This is a genomic window from Oryzihumus leptocrescens (genome assembly GCF_006716205.1).
Classification (GTDB): Bacteria; Actinomycetota; Actinomycetes; order Actinomycetales; family Dermatophilaceae; genus Oryzihumus; species Oryzihumus leptocrescens.
Genome location: NZ_VFOQ01000001.1, coordinates 721652 through 740113, shown reverse-complemented (window position 1 = coordinate 740113; position 18462 = coordinate 721652). Strand labels below are relative to the sequence as shown.

Annotated in this window: 12 protein-coding genes; 4 read left to right on the top strand and 8 right to left on the bottom strand. The window is 71.0% G+C overall.

Annotated elements, in window-relative coordinates; genetic code table 11:
* Window positions 1–4: 4 nt before the first annotated feature.
* From FB474_RS03550 to FB474_RS03540, 3 genes are all read left to right on the top strand, one after another.
* Window positions 5–784, top strand: coding sequence for a CoA transferase subunit A (locus FB474_RS03550; RefSeq protein ID WP_141787398.1), 780 nt, complete (start codon window positions 5–7; stop codon window positions 782–784).
* Between the two features lie 3 nt (window positions 785–787).
* Window positions 788–1426, top strand: a complete 639-nt coding sequence (locus FB474_RS03545) for a CoA transferase subunit B (RefSeq protein ID WP_141787397.1) — start codon at window positions 788–790, stop codon at window positions 1424–1426.
* A 187-nt stretch (window positions 1427–1613) separates the two neighbouring features.
* The gene (locus FB474_RS03540; protein ID WP_141787396.1) at window positions 1614–3827 is read left to right on the top strand and encodes a hypothetical protein; all 2214 of its coding nucleotides are present in this window, start codon (window positions 1614–1616) and stop codon (window positions 3825–3827) included.
* Between the two features lie 3 nt (window positions 3828–3830).
* Here FB474_RS03540 and FB474_RS03535 read toward each other — a convergent pair whose 3' ends face one another.
* Window positions 3831–5906 (bottom strand): SpoIID/LytB domain-containing protein, encoded by a 2076-nt coding sequence (locus tag FB474_RS03535; protein WP_185746018.1) that lies wholly within the window; start codon window positions 5904–5906, stop codon window positions 3831–3833.
* Window positions 5893–8595 (bottom strand): FG-GAP-like repeat-containing protein, encoded by a 2703-nt coding sequence (locus FB474_RS03530; RefSeq protein WP_141787394.1) that lies wholly within the window; start codon window positions 8593–8595, stop codon window positions 5893–5895. Before FB474_RS03530 ends, FB474_RS03535 begins: the two co-directional genes overlap by 14 nt.
* Before the next feature lie 252 nt (window positions 8596–8847).
* Between FB474_RS03530 and pseI the strand changes: the two genes are divergently transcribed.
* The gene (pseI, locus tag FB474_RS03525; protein ID WP_246092028.1) at window positions 8848–9909 is read left to right on the top strand and encodes a pseudaminic acid synthase; all 1062 of its coding nucleotides are present in this window, start codon (window positions 8848–8850) and stop codon (window positions 9907–9909) included.
* A gap of 68 nt (window positions 9910–9977) precedes the next feature.
* On the opposite strand, the gene FB474_RS03520 is transcribed toward pseI, so the two are convergent.
* From FB474_RS03520 to FB474_RS03495, 6 genes are read right to left on the bottom strand one after another with little or no spacing between them, the layout of a single operon-like run.
* Entirely contained in the window at window positions 9978–12119 is a 2142-nt protein-coding gene (locus FB474_RS03520; RefSeq protein WP_141787393.1) for a DUF6541 family protein, read from the bottom strand.
* A gap of 3 nt (window positions 12120–12122) precedes the next feature.
* Window positions 12123–12854 carry an ABC transporter ATP-binding protein gene (locus FB474_RS03515; protein WP_141787392.1) on the bottom strand — a complete coding sequence of 244 codons (732 nt, stop codon included), beginning with the start codon at window positions 12852–12854 and terminating at the stop codon, window positions 12123–12125.
* A 2-nt stretch (window positions 12855–12856) separates the two neighbouring features.
* Entirely contained in the window at window positions 12857–13726 is an 870-nt protein-coding gene (locus FB474_RS03510; protein ID WP_425465298.1) for an ABC transporter permease, read from the bottom strand.
* Window positions 13727–13731: 5 nt separating this feature from the next.
* Complete coding sequence (locus tag FB474_RS03505; protein ID WP_141787390.1) at window positions 13732–15762, bottom strand: glycosyltransferase; 2031 nt, start codon at window positions 15760–15762, stop codon at window positions 13732–13734.
* The gene (glf, locus tag FB474_RS03500) at window positions 15759–16946 is read right to left on the bottom strand and encodes a UDP-galactopyranose mutase (RefSeq protein WP_141787389.1); all 1188 of its coding nucleotides are present in this window, start codon (window positions 16944–16946) and stop codon (window positions 15759–15761) included. Before glf ends, FB474_RS03505 begins: the two co-directional genes overlap by 4 nt.
* Window positions 16943–18454, bottom strand: coding sequence for a bifunctional UDP-2,4-diacetamido-2,4,6-trideoxy-beta-L-altropyranose hydrolase/GNAT family N-acetyltransferase (locus FB474_RS03495; RefSeq protein ID WP_141787388.1), 1512 nt, complete (start codon window positions 18452–18454; stop codon window positions 16943–16945). The genes glf and FB474_RS03495 overlap by 4 nt, the downstream gene beginning before the upstream one ends.
* Window positions 18455–18462: the final 8 nt, after the last annotated feature.

The following is an 18462-nucleotide window of genomic DNA, read 5'->3' as shown; positions in this document are numbered from 1 at the left end:
AGCCATGGACAAAGTCGTCTCCACTTCAGCCGAGGCCGTCGACGGGATCGTCGACGGCTCGTCCCTGTCCGTCGGAGGTTTCGGCCTCTGCGGCATCCCCACGGTCCTGATCAAGGAGATCCACGACCGGGGCGTCACCGACCTCGAGGCCGTCTCCAACAACTGCGGCGTCGATGACTGGGGCCTGGGGATCCTGCTGAAGGACAAGCGGATCCGCCGGATGATCTCCTCCTACGTCGGGGAGAACAAGGAGTTCGAGCGGCAGTTCCTCTCCGGGGAGCTCGAGGTCGAGCTGACCCCGCAAGGCACCCTCGCCGAGCGGCTGCGCGCCGGTGGCTCGGGCATCCCGGCCTTCTACACCGCCACTGGCGTGGGCACCCAGGTCGCCGAGGGCGGCCTGCCCTGGCGCTACGCGCCGGACGGCTCGGTGGCCAAGGCCTCCCCCGCCAAGGACACCCGCGAGTTCGCGATGGGCGGTGGCCAGACCCGCACCTACGTGCTCGAGGAGGCCATCGTCACCGACTTCGGCCTGGTCCGGGCCTGGAAGGGTGACCGCCACGGCAACCTCGTCTTCCACGAGTCGGCACGCAACTTCAACCCCCTGGCCGCGATGGCCGGGCGGGTCACCATCGCCGAGGTCGAGCAGCTCGTCGAGCCGGGCGAGATCGACGCCGACCAGGTGCACCTGCCGGGCATCTTCGTCCAGCGCGTGCTCCCCCTCACCCCCGAGCAGGCCGCCGACAAGCGCATCGAGCGCCGCACCGTCCGGTCGAAGGAGTCCTGACCCATGGCACTGACCCGTGAGCAGATGGCCGCCCGCGCCGCCCTCGAGCTGGCCGACGGCGACTACGTCAACCTCGGCATCGGCCTGCCTACCCTCGTCCCCAACTACGTGCCCGACGACGTCGAGATCGTCCTGCAGTCCGAGAACGGCATCCTGGGCGTGGGCGCCTACCCGTTCGAGGGCGAGGAGGACCCCGACCTCATCAACGCCGGCAAGGAGACGGTCACCCTGCGCAAGGGCGCGTCCTTCTTCGACTCGGCCACGAGCTTCGGCATGATCCGCGGCGGCAAGGTCGACGCCGCCATCCTCGGGGCCATGCAGGTCTCCGCCGGCGGCGACATCGCCAACTGGATGATCCCCGGCAAGATGGTCAAGGGCATGGGTGGCGCGATGGACCTCGTCCACGGCGCCCGCAAGGTGATCGTCCTCATGGAGCACGTCGCCAAGGACGGCTCCTACAAGATCGTCAAGGACTGCTCCCTGCCCTACACCGGCAAGGCCGTGGTGCAGCGGATCATCACCGACCTGGCCGTCATCGACGTGACCGACGAGGGCCTCGTGCTGCGTGAGCTCGCCCCCGGCGTCACCGAGGACGAGGTCCGGGACAAGACCGAGCCGGACCTGCTCGTCGACCTGGACTGAGTGGCGTGGTGGGGGCGCCCCGCGCCCCCACCACGCCGTCACGCGACGCCTGGTTCCCGGCCGCACCCCGTCCGGGAACCTCGCACAGGGTGGCCTCGTAGCATCCGCGCGTGTGAGCTCGGATTGCCTGTCCCCCCGGCGCGCGGCCATGTGGAGACCAACGGAGGATGCCCGGACCGCGAGGGTCGTGTCCTCCCTGCTGCTGACGGCCGCCCTCCTGGGTGCCTGGGTTGCCACGATGCTCCACTTCGCGACCCCCTCCGGGGACGTCCTGGCGTATGCCGCGTACGCCGCCTTCGCGGTCGTGGTCCCGGGGACCATCGTGCACAAGGCCCTTCGGGGAGCCCAGGACTCGTGGGCGTCCGACCTGGCCCTCGGCGCGGCCACCGGGCTCTGCCTGGAGCTGTTCGCCTGGGCCGGCGCCACTGCCGTGGGACTTCCGGCGCTGCTCCGGTGGTGGCCGCTGGTCGCAGTGGGACTCTGCCTGGCCGGCCGCGGACCGCGCCGGCGCGTGCTCACCCGCCCGACCGGGTGGTGGCCGTGGCCGGTCTCCCTGTCGGTCGCCGCCGCCATCGCGCTGGTCTGCTGGCACCTGGCCCGGACCTACCTCGCGGTCTACGACCTGCCTCCCACGGGGCGGCCCTACTACCCCGACCTGCTCTACCACCTGGGGCTGGCGGCTGAGGCCACCCGGTCCGTGCCCCTCGGCACCCCCCAGGCCGTCGGCCAGGGCACGCTGCACTACCACTGGTTCGCCGACGCCCACCTGGCTGCGGTCCACGACATCACCGGCGTGGCACTGCCCACCCTCCTGCTGCGCCTGTGGGTGCTGCCGGTGGCGGCGCTGACGGTGCTGGTGACAGCGGCCCTGGCCAAGCGCGTGACCGGGTCGAGCACCGCGGCGGCGGTGTCGGCCTGGGTGGTCGCGCCGGGCATGACCCTCGACTGGTGGCCCTGGGCCGCCGCCCGGATCGACGCGTTCTCGCCGCTGTCGCCGTCCCAGCTGTACTCCATGCCGCTCACGGTGCTCCTGGTGCACGCCCTCGCGGACGTGCTGGGCGGACGGCGCCGTCGCGGTGCCGCGACCGTGCTGGCCGTCAGTGCCCTCGCGTGCGCCGGGGCCAAGGCCTCAGCGCTCCCGGTGCTCCTCGGGGGCGTCCTGCTGGCCCTTGCCGTTGCCGTGCTGCGCCGCGGCTCGGGGCGCATCGCGCTCGGAGCGACCGCCGCCTGGCTCCTGGCGGTGGAGGCCGTGGCCCGCGGCACGGTCCAGGGCAGCTTCGGCGGCTCGGGTTTCCAGCTGTTCTCCGACCTGTCATCGATGACCGCCTACCGTGAGCTCGTCCAACGGCTCCCGGACCTGCACACCCCCGTGCTGCCCGGCCTCCTGGGCCACGGCCCCGAGCGCCTGTGGCTCTTCCTCGGCCTGCTGGGGGTCGAGCTCGTGCGGTCGCTCCGGACGGTGCTGCTGGTGCTCCCCCTCCTGCTGCGGCGACTGCGCGCCGACCTGATGGCGTGGGTGCTGGCCGGCGCCTGCGCGGCCGGCCTGGCCGCGTTGCTGGGGATCAGCCACCCCGGGTACAGCGAGTACTACTTCGTCGAGGGCACCACCCCCTTCGGGGCGGTCCTCGGCGCCTGGGGACTGGTCGAGGTGACCCGAGGCCGCAGCCGGCGTGCCAGGGTGACCGCGGTCTCCGCGGTGGCGGCCGGCGCGGCGGTCTCCGCCGTCGGCCTCCTGGTGCTGCCGCCCCGGACGGCCCCTTCAGGCCAGGCCCAGGTGGTCGCAGCCCTGTGGCGTCCGTTGTGGGTGCTGGTGGGCCTGGCTGCCGTTCCGTGCCTCGTCTGGCTCGCCACGCGGCTGCGCCGCCGGTCGGGTCCGACCCTCGCCGCCCCCATGGCGCTGGGGCTCGTGACGGGTCTGCTGGTGGCCGCGCTGCCGGCCCAGCTGCCCGGCGAACCCGGCCCCGGGCCGGCCCGGCTTGCGGCGGCAACCCACGAGGCAGGCCAGGTCACCCGGGACCAGACCCGCGCCGCCCTCTGGATCTCCCACCACGTGCCCCAGGGTGACGTGATGGCCACCAACGACCACTGCGTCGGTGCGCACGGGCCGTTCTGCGCCGCAAAGGCCTGGTGGGTCTCCGGTCTCGGGCAGCGGCGCACCCTCGTCGACGGCTGGGCCTATGTCGGTGCGCTGGGCGCGCCGTTCCCGGACCAGCGCCTGCTGGCCCTCAACGACCGCACCTTCACGCACCCGAGCTCTGCCCTCCTCGCGGCCCTCCGGGACAAGGGCGTCGGCTGGCTCGTCGCCTCGACGGCCGCCGGGCCGGTGTCCCCGCGCCTCGCCGAGCTCGCGACACAGGTCTACGCCGGCGGCGTCGTCAGCATCTACCACCTGGCCCGGTGAGGGTCAGGGCAGGATCGTGGAGAAGATCTGCCACCCACTGCCCACCAGCCGACGCGCGCCCCAACCACCCGAGCCGGTGCCGGGATACAGGTAGAGGCTCCCGTCCCAGGTGCGGGCCAGCACGTCGTTCCTGCCGTCACCGCTGAAGTCCCCCGGCCCGATGATGGACGAGAAGGCGTTCCACCCGTGCCCGACGACACGTCGCGGCAGCCAGCCACCCGACCCGTTGCCGGGGTAGAGGTAGAGGGTGCCGTCCTTGGCCCGGGCGAGCACGTCCGCCTTGCCGTCACCGGTGAGGTCGCCGGGGCCGAACACCGTCGAGAAGACGTTCCAGCCTGCGCCGACCTGGCGGCTGCCGGTGAAGCCGCCCTGGGAGTCGCCGGTGTAGAGCATCAGGGCGCCGTCACTGGCCCGGCGAGCCAGCAGGTCGGTCATGCCGTCGCCATTGAAGTCCCCCACCGGGAACACGAGGTTGTGCATGGTCCAGCCGGTGCCGATCTGGCGCGGCGCACCGAGGGCGCCGCTGGTGGTGCCGGGGTAGAGCCAGAGCGTGCCGTCGGCCTTCTGGGCCATGACGTCCGAGATCGCGTCTGCGTCCCAGGTGCCCGCCGTGAACACCTTGGCGAACGTGTTCCAGCCGGCGGAGTCGATGACCTGGGTGGGCTGCCACCCTCCGGCGCCGTTACCGGCATACAGCCGGAGCTCGCCCGTGGTGCCCACCGCGGCCAGGACGTCGGCCTTGTAGTCGCCGGTGAAGTCACGCGGGTACGACGGTGCGGAACGCGGGTTGGGCGGGTTGGTGGGGACGAACCACTCGGACTTCAGGCCGAGCAGGCCGCGCAAGGTGTCGCCGGGGACCGCCGCCGAGCCCTTGCTGCCCTGGATGACCGCCTGCGTGATGCGCCCACCCCAGTCGCCGTTGCCGTCGCGGGACGTGACCGTGAGCGAGACGTAGGAGCCGATCGACGGCTTGTTGCGCTTGCTCAGCCATGCATTCACGGCGGCCTCCACGCTGGACACCGGGACGCTCGCGGTCCACGCGATGTTGGGGTTGGCGCGCGCACCAGAGGACGTGAGGGCAGCACCGTCGTAGGGGTCGGGGTGCGCCACCAGGTAGGACTTGCCGGCGACGGCGACAGCCCATCCGCCGTTGGACGAGCTGAACTCGGCGAAGGCAGCCTTGCCTCCGTCGGAGATCACCTGGCCGCTGGTGTCCGCCACGGCCTGGTCGGTGGACGGGTACTCCTTGGCCGCGCCGAACACCTGGCAGTAATCCGTGCCGCAGATGTCGTAGGACGCGCTCCGCGGGTTGTCCAGGTAGTAGCCGGCATAGCTCCGGGCCGCGACGGCCTGGGCCTGCAGCGCCGCCAACGGCCAGGACGCCGACGACTCGCTCGGGACGACGCGGCGCAGGTAGTTGTCCATGGACAGCGCCAGCACCGAGGTCAACGACGAGGACCCCGAGACGATCCCCCTCAGCTCGCCCCGGTAGACCCCGCTCGAGGTGGTCGTGAGGGCCCCCGCGCTGGAGCTGATGTTGATCTGGGCGGGATCGGTCTTCCAGGTCTTCCAGGTCTTCCAGTCGCTGAGGACGTACTGGAGGGCCGCCGTGCCGTTGCCCAGGTTGGCCACGCGATAGGCAGCGATGGTGTTGCCGTTGCCCTCCTTGGTGACCAGGGACATCGTGCCGGTGTGGCCCGACCCGAACGAGGCAGCCAGGCTGCTGTCGGCAGTCACCGTGGTGGTCGCGGTCGCCGGCGCGCTCAGCTGGACCCGGATCGTGGGGTTGCCGATCGAGATGACCGGCGCGTTGTTGTAGTAGAAGCCGATGATCTGCTGCCAGGTCAGGCCCTGCTGCGCCGCGCCGAAGGCGCCGTACTGCGACATCCCGTGGCCGTGGCCCCAGCCGTGACCGGCCACCGTGATGACACCCGTGTAGGGCCGCGGGTAGACCTCGGAGGCCCGGGCCGACCCGGCCGTGACCAGGGAGCCCAGTGCGAGCGCCGCGCCGACGACAGCGGCGCCGACGAGCCGGCTCCGCCGGACTCCGGGCCTCTTGGTGCTGTTAGCCAATGACATGCCCGGCTCCTTCGCCACCGTGCAGGGGCTGACGCCCGGGGTTGAGGCCGCCGGCGCCGTTGCCGGTGTAGAGCCAGAGATCACCGTTGGCGCTGCGGGCGATGAGGTCCGCGGCACCGTCGCCGTTGTAGTCCGAGACACCGACCAGCTGCACCAGGTCGTCCTGGCCGGTGGCCATGACGAACGAGTCCTGGAGCGCCGTCGCGCCGTCGCCCCGGTAGAGGACCAGGGCATGGTCACTGGCGCGCAGGGCGACCACGTCGCCGTTGGCGTCGTTGTTGAACGCCCCGACGCCCACGACGCTCGCCATCCCCTGCCAGCCGACACCGAGGGTGACTCGAGGGCCGAAGCTGCCGTCGCGGTGGAAGGGGTAGAGCAGCAGGTTCCCCGAGGCATCCCGCGCGAGCAGGTCCGGGACACCGTCATAGTCCAGGTCGGCCGCCGGCTCGACCAGGTCGAACGCCTCCCAGCCGTTGCCGATGACGCGAGGAGCGCCGAACGTGCCGTTGGACTGCCCCAGCATCAGGTCGAGCGTGTCGTCGGTGCCCACCCGCGCGATGGCGTCGGGGTAGCCGTCACCGTTGACGTCGCCGACCATCCGGACGAGGTCAGCGCCGGGGATCGAGGGAACGCTCGCGGTGGCCTTCATGAAGTCCCGGGTGCCGCGACCGGCATACAGGCGCAGCTGCCCACCAGCGGTGCCGGAGGCGTTCGCGACGATGTCGGCGTTGCCGTCGCCGTCCCAGTCCACGCCGGTGGACATCTGGTTGAGGCCGTTCCAGCCGGCGCCCCAGCGGTTCATGCGAACGGACCGGCCACTCCCGTCCGCGTAGTACGTGCGCATCACCCCCCCGGGCTCGCGTGCGAACAGGTCCGGTTGCCCGTCCTTGTCGAGGTCGGCCCCGCCGATCACCGGGGACAGCGAGCCCCAGCCGGTGCCCCACACCACGCCGTTGGCGGTGGTGCCGTCGGACCGGCCCGCGTACATGAGCTGGGCCCCGTCCGACTTGCGCGTGGCCAGGAGGTCGGGGATGTGGTCGCCGTTGAGGTCCCCTGCGCTGGTGATCGAGCCGATGGAGTTCCACCCCCGGCCGATGACCTGGCCGCCCACGACCCACCCGGCACCATCGCCGCGATAGAGGATGAGGTCGCCATTGGTGTTGGTGGCGAGCAGGTCGTTGTGCCCGTCACCGTCCCGGTCGCCGGCGGCGACGATCCGGGTGATGGCGTTCCAGCCCTTGCCCCGGTAGGCCACGCCCGCGAAACCGCCCGTGCCGTCCCCGCTGTAGACGCGCAGCAGGTTGTTGCGCGGGTCCTGGGCGACGATGTCGGGCTTGCCGTCCCCGGTGAGGTCCGGGGTGAGCGTGGCGTTGCGCAGGGCGTTCCAGCCCGAGCCGATGGCCACGCCGTTCTCCACGGGCTGGCGAGGCGCGGACCACAGGACACTAACCGGGCCGCTCACCACATCCGGTGAGGTGGTCCCGGGGTAGCTGAGCAGCTCTGCCGACCCGTTCCGGTCCCAGTCACGGCCCGTCGTGGCAGGCGCCAGGTAGCCCTCGAGCGCCGCCGTGCCGGACCGGATCTCCGACAGCCGGTTGTAGAGCAGCTGACCCGGGCAGGTCGTCTGGAAGGCGTCGCGGTGTCCGGAGATGCGGTTGAACCACTTGTCGCGGGCAAAGACCGTCCCGGTGGCCGGGATGCCGGAGATGCCCAGCTTCCAGGCGAAGAGCCGCTTGAACGCATCGACCATCGCCTGCGGCGGGGCTGTCGACACGAAGTTGCCGATGCCCGAGGCGCCGGTGGACCACGAGTTGTAGTTGAGCGTGTGCGCACCGACCACCGGGCGGTCGACGCCGCCGTAGCGGCCCTCCCAGATCCGGCCGAACCGGTCCACGAGGAAGTTGTAGCCGATGTCGTTCCAGCCCTCGCCCTGCACGTGGTAGGCGTAGATGCCGCGGATGATCGCGGGCACCTGCGCGGCGGTGTAGTTGTTGGAGCTGTCGGTGTGGTGGACGTAGGCCACCTGGACCTGGCCGTAGTCGGGCGCGGCCCGGCGCAGCGACTCGTCCGCCCCCCACTGGGCCCGCGTGTAGATCGTCGGCCGGGCGCCGGCTGCTGCGGCCGCTCCCGGCTGGGATGTCGCGACCGTGGCATCAGCGGTCGAGGTCCCCGGGTCCACCACCTGCACGCTGGCAGAGGTGGGCTCCGAGCCGTCGGGGAACACCGCACGGACCTCGAACTTCGTGGCGCCGGCCACCACGTAGGGCTGCGTCCCATGCTCGGCGGCGGCCGCCGCGGCCTTCGCCTCGGCGCCGTCCGGCCCGTGCGAGGAGTCCCGGTCGAGCTGTTCCCACCCGCCCCAGCCCTTGTCGGTCAGCGTCCGGATCTGGAACTGGTCCGTGGCCGAGACCGAGCTGCTGTCGGGCCACGTGACGCCGACGACCGCAACGCCCCCGGGGACGTCCTGTGCCGGAGCCGTGACCTCGGTCGAGGTGACCGGGGCCGGGGAGGCCGCCTGCGGAGCCGGACCAACCGTGCGGGCCTGGGCCCGGGGTGCGGCGACGGACGGGAAGCTCACCGCGTGCCGGGAGGGCGCCACCGGGTGTGGCGTGGACGCCGTGCTGAGCTGCGGCAGGCCGCTGACCAGAGGGACCCCGGCCAGAGCCAGCGAGAGCGTGGCGACCCGCAACGCGTGCCGGTGTCTGGGCCTCCGGCTCGCGTCCCGCCCAGCCCGCGCTCCATCTGCCCCTGCCTTCGACACCATGTCAATTCCCCACAGTCGTGACTGTCGTCTCATCCGAACCGTTGACACCATGCCTCACGACAGTGCACCGATGTGGTCAATTGGGAGTTTTCTTCACTTCCGCCCCACAATTCGTTACCCGCTCGCAACCCGGACGTCGCCCGGCCCCGGCCCGGCCCCGGCGCGTAGGCTTTGCGCGTGAGTCACTACCCCAGCGTCACCATTGGTGAGCATGTCGTCAGCCGAGACCAGCCTGCGTTCGTCATCGCCGAGATGTCGGGCAACCACAACGGGGACCTCGACCGCGCCCTGGCCATCGTCGACGCCGTGGCCGACTCGGGCGCTCAGGCCCTGAAGATCCAGACCTACACCCCCGACACGATCACGATCGACGTCGACAAGCCGGCCTTCCGCATCACGGACGGCCACGGCCTGTGGGGCGGGCGCAACCTCTACCAGCTCTACCAGGAGGCCCACACCCCCTGGGAATGGCACAAGCCGATCTTCGACCGCGCCCGCGAGAAGGGCCTGCTCCCCTTCTCCAGCCCCTTCGACCCCACCGCCATCGAGTTCCTCGAGGACCTCGGCGTCGAGGTCTACAAGACCGCGTCGGCGGAGATCGTCGACCTCCCGCTGATCCGTGAGATCGCCAGCACCGGCAAGCCGATCATCATGTCGACCGGGATGGCCACCCTGCGCGAGATCGACGCCGCGGTCAGCGCCGCCAGGGACGGCGGTTGCCGGGAGCTCATCCTCCTGGCCTGCACGGCGTCGTACCCCGCGGCGCCGGAGGAGGCGCACCTGGCGAACATCTCGATGTTCGAGCAGGCCTTCGGCGTGCCCGTGGGGCTGTCCGACCACACCCGTGGCATCGGCGTCTCGGTCGCCGCCGTGGCTCTTGGTGCCGTGGCCATCGAGAAGCACGTCACCCTCGACCGCGCCGACGGCGGTGTGGACTCGGAGTTCTCGCTCAACCCGGACGAGCTCACCCTCCTGACCCGCGAGGTGGAGGCTGCCCGGCTCGCGTCGACGAGCCCGGCCAAGGTCGGCCCGACGGACTCCGAGCGCGAGGTCCTGCGGCTGCGACGCTCGCTCTACGTGGTGGAGGACGTCCGCGCCGGCGACAAGGTCACCCGGGAGAACGTCCGCTCCATCCGCCCGTCCGGCGGCCTGCCCACCGAGCAGATCGAGCTGGTCCTCGGTCGCACCTTCGCCGAGGACGTCGCCCGCGGCACGGCGCTGACCTGGGACATCATCTAGGCCTTCCGCAGGTCAGCACGCCGAAGGGGCCCGGGAGGAGAAGTCCTCCCGGGCCCCTTCGTCGTGGCTCAGGCGTGGCAGTCGCCGACGCGGTAGGCCACGCTGCTCTCGCCGTACCCGATCGGGGTCAGCCCCGGTGTGCCGACCAGGTCGACCAGACCGAGGTAGTTCTTCTGCCGGGAGTCGGTGGGCCAGAAGGTGTCGTAGTCCTCGACCACTGCGCCGATCTTGAGCCGCTTGACGGCGGCGCAGACCTCGGGGTTCGTCGTGAACTCCTTGAACTGGCGTTGGACGAGGGCCACGTCCGGCTTGGGGTTGCTCGTGATGTGCGGGATCACGACCGGGTGGCCGGACCAGATGCTGGAGAACTGCGCCCCGGTGAACGGGCTGCCCAGGACCGTGGTGCCCGCCGGGATCTGCTTGCCGAGCTTGGTGAACATCTCCTGCTCGTCCGCGGTCACCAGGTGGTTGAACCCGTGCAGGTTGGTATAGCGGTCCTGGAGGATCCCGGCCCCCTCGCCGATCCCCTGGTTCGGGTAGATGACGGCAGGAACCACAGCCATGAGCACGCAGGCTGCGCCCAGGGCGCGGCGTGGCGACAGGACCCGGCCCCAGACCTCGGCCGACATCCGGCCGATGAACCGGCCCAGGGTGTCGGCGGCGGCAGTGATGCCGACGGCGGCGAGTGGCACGGCGGTCAGCGGGATGAGTGCCGCCACGCGCTGGGGGTCGTTGTACCAGAAGCCGGTCAGCTGCCTGGACAACCACGAGCCGGAGCCGGCGTCGAGCATGTAGAGGAAGAGGAGGAAGGCGTGGCTGAACACGAGCCAGCGCAGGCGCGGCAGCTTCATCAGCCGCAGGAAGCCCCAGATCGCCGCCACCCCGAACGCCCAGTGGGCGTGGGTGATGTTGGTCGACAGCGTGACCGCCTCGCCCATGGCCTGGTTCATGGTCTCGAACTCGGGCCAGTTGAAGTCGCGCACCGACTTCAGCGCCGGGACCAGGTCCATGGCGAACCACAGCCCCAGCGCGACGGCCCAGCCGCCGGCAAGCCCCAGGAGGGAGCGGCGCAGCTGACGCCGGCCCTGGCGGCGGGCCCACTGGACCAGCCGGACGGAGAGCATGATGGCGCCGATCCCCGCCCAGATGCCGAGGGCGAACACCGCCCCCGGATGGGCGAAGAACAGGCCGATCGAGCCGATGAACAGGACGTAGACGATGGTCCACCAGCTCAGCTCGGGACCGACCGGGTCCTTGCGACCCACTGCCGCGAGCTCGGCGGCGTCGAGCGTCGCCCCGTCGGCGCTGCGGCCGGAGGGGAAGATGTCGTCGTCCGCCTGCGGACGTCGCGGCATCAGCCGCAGGATCATCAGCCCCAGGGCGATCGCCGCCGGCATGGCGGCGAGGCTGAGGACGTTTGGCCACAGGACCCCGAAGCTGAGCAGCAGGTACGGGAACAGGCCGATGGCCCCGCAGCACAGACCGATCGCCAGCGTCGTGATCACGCGGGCGTGGGGCAGGATGCGAGAGCAGAGCCACACCATGGACAGCGGCCAGACGACTCCCCCGATGGCCCAGCCCACCGCGTTGGCGCCGACGGCGACGTTGACCCCGGCGGTCTGGCTCACCAGGGCGGTCAGGTCGTGCCACAACGGCGGGTACCACGCGGTGACCGCGGCACCGGAGGCCGCGCCCACGTGCCCGCCGTCGGGCAGGCCTGACCAGATGACCGACAGCGCGGCGTTGTAGTGGAAGCCCGCGTCGACCGTCTGTGACGGCAGGCCGGGATCACGCACCCCCAGCACGAAGTTCGCGCCGACCAGCGCGGCCGCGAAGGCTGCGGCGGCGAACCACCACAGCGTCCGGCGGCGTAGCTTCCACCACCGGGACTGTGCCCGCTCCTGGTCCCGGACCACGCTCCAGATCGGTCGCTGTCGAGTGCTCAGCCAGATCACCGCAAGCCGACCCACGATGGCCAGGACCGCCACCGCCACGGTGGCCAGGGCCACGGCGCCCAGCCCCCACCGGGACTGGACCGTCGGCACGAGAAGGGTTCCGATCGCCAGGACCCCGAGGGAGCTGAGGGGCGCCAGGCCGAGCACGTCGAAGCCGGTGGCGCCGAGGCACAGGTTGACGACCAGCCCCGGGAGGATGAGCAGCACCGCCGCGATGAACGCGGGGACGAGGAAGGACAGCCAGGGGGACAGCAACGCTCAGGTCCGATCAGATTGACGAAGGAAGTCGATGGCGGTGGAGATGTCAGTGTCCTTCTCCAGCCGCCCCTCTCGTAGCACGATGCCCCGGTCGCAGATGCGGTCGACGAGATCAAGGTCGTGGCTGACCATGATCAGCGTCCTGCCCTCGCTCCGGAGCTGCTTGATCCGCTCCACCGCCATGCGCTGGAAGGGCTCGTCGCCTACGGCGAGGATCTCGTCGACGAGGAAGACGTCGGGCTCGGTGTGCACCGCGACGGCGAAGGCCAGACGGAAGAACATGCCCGAGGAGTAGAACTTCACCTCGGAGTCCAGGAACCGCGAGATCCCGCTGAAGTCGACGATGGAGTCGAACAGGCGATCGATCTGCTGGCGGCTCATGCCCAGGGTGGCGCCGTTGAGGTAGATGTTCTCCCGGCCGGTCAGGTCGGGGTGGAAGCCGGCTCCCACCTCGATCAGGCCGGCGACCCGGCCCCGCACGCCGATGGACCCGGCGTCGGGCCGCATGACGCCCGAGATGAGCTTGAGCAGGGTGGACTTGCCGGAGCCGTTGAACCCGAGCAGGCCGATGGCCTCACCCTGGGCGACGTCCAGCGCGACGTCGTCCAGTGCGAGGAAGGTGTCCGACAGGTCACGTCCCCGGGACATCCAGACCAGCATCTCCTTGAGGGAGCGCGTGTGCCTCAGGGTGAACCGCTTCGAGACGTGACGGACCTCGACGGTGTTGACCATGCTCAGAGCTCCTGGGCGAAGCGGCCCTGGAGCCGCGAGAAGACGAGCTGCCCGATGCCGATCGCGACACCGCTGACCGCCACCGCGAGGAGGCTCCACAGGGGCAGGTTGGGGGGAAGGGCCGTCGACTCGTTCGTGGCGGGGTACCAGAAGCAGTAGTGCATCAGCTCGACCGCGGCCGTGAGCGGGTTGCACTGGTAGAGCAGCCACACCCAGTGCGGGACGTTGCTCTCGACGCGGTCCCACGTGTAGAGCACCGGAGAGGCCCAGGTCGCCACCATCAGGAACAGGTCGACGATGTTCTCGGCGTCGCGGAACAGCACGTTGACGGCGCTGAACAGCAGGCCCAGGCCCAGGGCCAGCAGGGCCACGATGACCAGGGCGACCAGCCCTGCAAGAAGGTTGAGCGGTCCGGGGTGCCACCCGAACAGCATCGCCCCGCCCATGAGGATGACGACCTGCGGCAGCAGGTGGACGCAGGCGACCCAGATCATGGACACCGGGAAGAGCTCGCGCGGCAGGTAGATCTTCTTCACCAGGTCGGCGTTCAGCACGACGGACCGGGTGGCGTTGCCGAAGATCTCGTTGAAGAAGTTGATGGCCACGATCCCCGAGAAGAGGTACACGGCATACGCCTGGGTCCCCTTGTTGAGCTCGAAGAACACGCCCATGGCGATGTAGAACACGAGGAACTGCATGCCGGGCTTGACGTAGCTCCACAGCAGTCCCAGGACCGAGCCGCGGTAGCGGACCCGGAGCTCCTTGCGGACGAGCAGCCGCAGCAGGAAGCGCCACCGCAGGACGTCCAGCAGGCCGCCACCGACCCCCGGCTCCCGCAGGGCAGGCAGCTCGGACGAGGTCGTCGTGCTCACGTTGGTCATCGTCGCCCATCCACGGAAGGTTCGTCGACGCTGAAGGTCTTCTCCCACGCCTCGGGCGAGGTGAGCTCGGCCCGGGCGGCGCGGTACTCCCCCGCCAGGCGCGGCCACTCCCGGGCCAGCTCGCGGTGCAGTCGGGCGCTGCGGGCCATCAGGGTCCGGAACGTGTCGCGGTCGCGGCGGTGCCAGGAGGCGCCGGCGCCGTCGGCGGTCGAGACCACGGCGGAGTCCACCTGCGCCAGCCGCCACCAGTTGGCGTCCATCTTCGCCACGTAGGCCTGCGGGGCCTCGCTCGCGCCGGGCCGCGGCTTGAGCAGGGTCTGGCGCACGGCGGTGGTCACGAGCCACGGCACCAGCTTCTTGACCCCGGGTCGCTTGCCGACCATCGGCAGCGGCGTGTAGCCCAGGCCGCGGGGCGGCGGGAAGGCGTCCGGGTCGGGCTCGATCCGCGAGTCGCTGAACTGCGAGGACAGCGAGCGAGCCTGGGGCGCGGCGGTCCTCAGGCTCGGGTGGAGGTGGCCCGGTCCGGAGAGCACGTCCTCCAGCGCCCGCAACCGCAGGCTGGCGGCGTAGTACTGCATGGCGCTGGCGTGCATCAGGTCGATGCCCACGCTGTCGGCGACCAGTCGCTTCGGGGCGACCGCCGGGCCGTGGAGCAGGGCGGTCACGAGGCGGTTGCGCTGGTGGAAGTAGGCCTGCCAGTCGACCGAGTCGTCCTTGTCGGTCCACGGCACGTGCCACACGGCGACGCCGGGCATCGACACCGTCGGATGGCCCGCCTCACCGGCCCGCAGCCCGAACTCCGCGTCGTCCCACTTGAGGAACGCCGGGATGGACAGGCCGACCTCAGCCAGGACCGCGGTGGGGATGAGCGACATCCACCACCCGTTGTAGTTGACGTCCATGCGACGGTGCAGCCACGGGCGTGACCGGAGGCCGGACAGGGCGAAGTTCACCGGCGGGCGCCGGTCGATGGGCCCCCAGGTGAAGTCGTGCATGCGCACCTGCTCGCCGAACGCGTGCAGCGTCGGGCGGTCGTACATGTTGAACATGTGGCCGCCGACGATCGTGGGCACGCGCGCCAGGTCAGCGAAGGCGAGTGATCGTCGGATGCCCTCGGTCTCGACGTTGACGTCGTCGTCAAGCACCAGGACGTAACGCGAGCGGCCCGCGCGCAGGGTCTCCAGCATCCCGCGGCTGAACCCGCCCGAACCGCCCAGGTTGTCCTGCTCGATCACCTCGAGCTGGTCGCCGAGCTGCTCGGCGACCTCGGCCAGATCCGGGTGCGCCGACAGACGGCTGGTGCCCTGGTCGGCCACGTAGATGGTGTCGATGAGCTCACGGACGTCGGGGTCGGCCGCCAGCGTGCGCAGGGTGTCGATGCAGAACGACTCGCGGTTGAACGTGGTGATCGCCAGGGACGCCGTACCCGGCGCGCGCTCGGGGCGCCCGGCCAGGTCCGCCGGCACGGCGACCGACCAGGCGCCCTGCACCAGCTCGAGGTCCTGGTTGCCGGCGACGAGGTCGAACCAGTACCACCCGCCGTCACCGAACGGCGAGAGCGGCAGCTCCAGCGAGAGGGCCGACTGCCCTCCCCCGACCCGCTCGGTGTGGACGACCTGACGGATCCCGCGGGCGTTGGAGCGGTAGACCAGGACGGTGCCGGCGCCGGCCAGGGTGAGGTCGAGACGCACCGCCGTCGCGATGCTCCAACGGCGCCAGTAGCTCGCCGGGAACGCGTTGAAGTACGACGCGAACGACACGCGCTGCGTGGCCAGGACCCGGAACGAGCGGCGCGACAGGACGTACTCGCCGTGCACGGCCGCCGGGCCCCCGGTGCTGACGGCGGTCCCGGGCATCTCCGCACCGCGCGTCCAGCGGGCCTCCTCCTCGGCGGCCACGGCCGCGATGGCGGTGAGGTCGTCGGTGAAGTCGACGTACAGGGGCAGCGCCTCAGGGTCGGCCTCGTGCGGCAGCACGACCCGGGCGACCTCGCGCCAGACGGGGTCGCGGTGGTCAGCGGCGCTCACTCGTCGACCCCGCCGCTCTCGAGGGCCAGCCCCCGGGCGAAGTGCGGCGCCAGCTTGTTGTCCACCATGCTCAGGGCCGCGCCGATGGCCATGTGCATGTCGAGGTACTTGTAGGTGCCGAGCCGGCCACCGAACAGGACGCCGTCCTCGCGGCGACCCAGGTCGCGGTACTTCAGCAGCTGCTCGCGGTCCTGGGGGGTGTTCACCGGGTAGTACGGCTCGTCGTCACCCTCGGCGAAGCGCGAGAACTCGCGCATGATGACCGTCTTGTCGCTCGGGTAGTCGCGCTCGGGGTGGAAGTGGCGGAACTCGTGGATACGCGTGTAGGGCACGTCGAGGTCGGCGTAGTTCATGACCGAGGTGCCCTGGTAGTCGCCGGTGGCCATGACCTCCTCCTCGAAGTCGAGCGTGCGCCAGGAGAGGCGACCCTCGGCGTAGTCGAAGTAGTGGTCGACCGGGCCGGTGTAGACGACCGGGACGTTGCCGACGACGTTGGCCTTGTTGATCTCCTGGGAGGAGTCGAAGAAGTCCGTGTCGAGCCGCACCTCGATGCGCTCGTGGCTGGCCATGCGCTCCAGCCACGCGGTGTAGCCGTCGACCGGCAGGCCCTCGTACGTGTCGTTGAAGTAGCGGTTGTCGTAGGTGTAGCGGACCGGGAGACGGGAGATGATCTCCGGCGGCAGCTGGGTGGGGTCCGTCTGCCACTGCTTGGCGGTGTAGTCCTTGATGAACGCCTCGTAGAGCGGGCGCCCGATCAGGGAGATGGCCTTCTCCTCGAGGTTGCCCGCCTCGCTCGTGGCGAACTCCCCAGCCTGGTCGGCAACCAGCCGGCGCGCCTCGTCGGGAGAGTAGGCGGCGTCGAAGAACTGGTTGATGGTGCCGAGGTTGATCGGCATGGGGAAGACCTGTCCACGGAAGTTCGTGTAGACCCGGTGCTGGTACGAGGTGAACCTGGTGAAGTGGTTCACGTAGTCCCAGACACGCTCGTTGGAGGTGTGGAACAGGTGCGCCCCGTAACGGTGGACCTCGATGCCGGTCTCCGGCTCGTTCTCGCTGTAGGCGTTGCCCCCCAGGTGTGAACGCCGGTCGATGACCACGACCTTGAGACCGAGGTTCTCTGCGCACTGCTGCGCCACGGTCAGGCCGAAGAAGCCCGATCCGACGACGACAAGATCCGCGTTCACACATACTCCTGGGGGGTCGAGGGTAGCGATGAGGGTAGCCGAGCGGACTTCTTGAACCGCATGAAGCCTTCCCCGTCCGGGGGCAGGTCGGGGACGTAGCCGGCCCCGGCAAAGAGGCGTCGCGATGGGTGGTTGTCGCGGTGGACAACTGCCAAGTATGCCGTCACATCACGGTGGCGCCGAAGGTGCTCCTCGGCCGTCGTGAGCAAGTGGCGGGCCAGTGACTGGCCACGCCTCTCCGGTGCCACAGTAATGGAGACCTCCCACTCACCGGGAATCGACTCATCCCACCGCACGGTCCCCACGTTCCCCCGCCCGTCGGCCACGACCAGCAGCTCTCGATCGGCCCGGCCGAGGCTGGAGCGCAGCCAGGCCAGGTGGTCCGGCCACGGGACCTCCTCGCGGGAGCGGGACGCCGCCCGGGTGCCCGCGTCGTTGCGCCAGCGCCACAGCCGGTCGGCGTCCTCCAGCGTCGCCACCCGCGCCGACCAGTCGGCCGGGGGCGGCCCCGTCGGGGGCCCGGCCGTCAGCGCCTGCTCCCAGGTCTCGACGATGCGCCAGGCGCCCAGGCCGTCCACGATCGTGGCGGCGTTGCGAGCGAGCTCCTGACGCCGGCCCTCGTCACGCAGCAGCTTCCCCACGGCCGCGGCGGTCGCGGCCGGGTCGCTGACGGCCGCAGCGTCCCCCAGGCCTTCGGCAGCCCCGGCGGCGACCACCCGGGCATACCCCTCCCCCTGGTTCGCCACGGCACACACCAGGGCCATGGGCACCCCCAGGCAGCACATCTCCCACACGGAGGTGCCGGCCGCGCTGACCACGAGGTCCTGCCGGCTCATCAGCTCGGCGATGTCGTCGACCGGGGGGCTGACAAGGACGTCCAGCCGCGGAGCCTCGGCTGCGACCGCCCGGACGCGCTCGGCGTTGTCTCCGGTGGCGATCACCGTCACGCGCAGGTCCAGACCGGTCTGCCCGAGCGCCTCGAGGACGCGCGGTGCCAGCCCCACCGGGTCGGTGCCGCCCATGACCACCAGGACCAGGGGAGGCTCGCCCGTGCGGCCCGCCCCGTCCCGGCGCAGCGTGCGCACCTGGCGCCGCATGGCCGCGTAGTCCGCGCCCCGCAGGAGCCAGCGCGAACCGTCCGCCGGACGGGGCACGGCCTCGCTCCCCCACGTCGGGTCGACCACCACGTCCGCGGGACGTCGGCCGAACTCGCTGTCCTCCATGTTGCTGAGCACCGTGTGTGCGGGGAGACCTGCTCGCAGGGCCGTCCCCGGCACGAGGTCGTAGATGTCGCAGTGCAGGACGTCGGCGGGGTGGTCGGACAGCAGCGGTGACGGGTCGGCGACGGCGTCGCCAGGCAGGGGAGCGTCCAGGTGCAGCACCCGCGCGCCCGAGAGCTCCACCTGGCGGCGCACGAAGTCACCCTCGAAGTGACCGGCGAGCAGCACGTCGTGGCCGCGCGCCAGTGCCTCCTCGGCCAGGGCCACCGAACGGATGACGTGCCCCACACCGGTGG

Coding starts and splice junctions, on each gene's coding strand:
- FB474_RS03550 (WP_141787398.1), top strand. CDS start 5: ATGGACAAAGTCGTCTCCACTTCAGCCGAGGCCGTCGACGGGATCGTC.
- FB474_RS03545 (WP_141787397.1), top strand. CDS start 788: ATGGCACTGACCCGTGAGCAGATGGCCGCCCGCGCCGCCCTCGAGCTG.
- FB474_RS03535 (WP_185746018.1), bottom strand. CDS start 5,906: ATGTCATTGGCTAACAGCACCAAGAGGCCCGGAGTCCGGCGGAGCCGG.
- FB474_RS03515 (WP_141787392.1), bottom strand. CDS start 12,854: ATGGTCAACACCGTCGAGGTCCGTCACGTCTCGAAGCGGTTCACCCTG.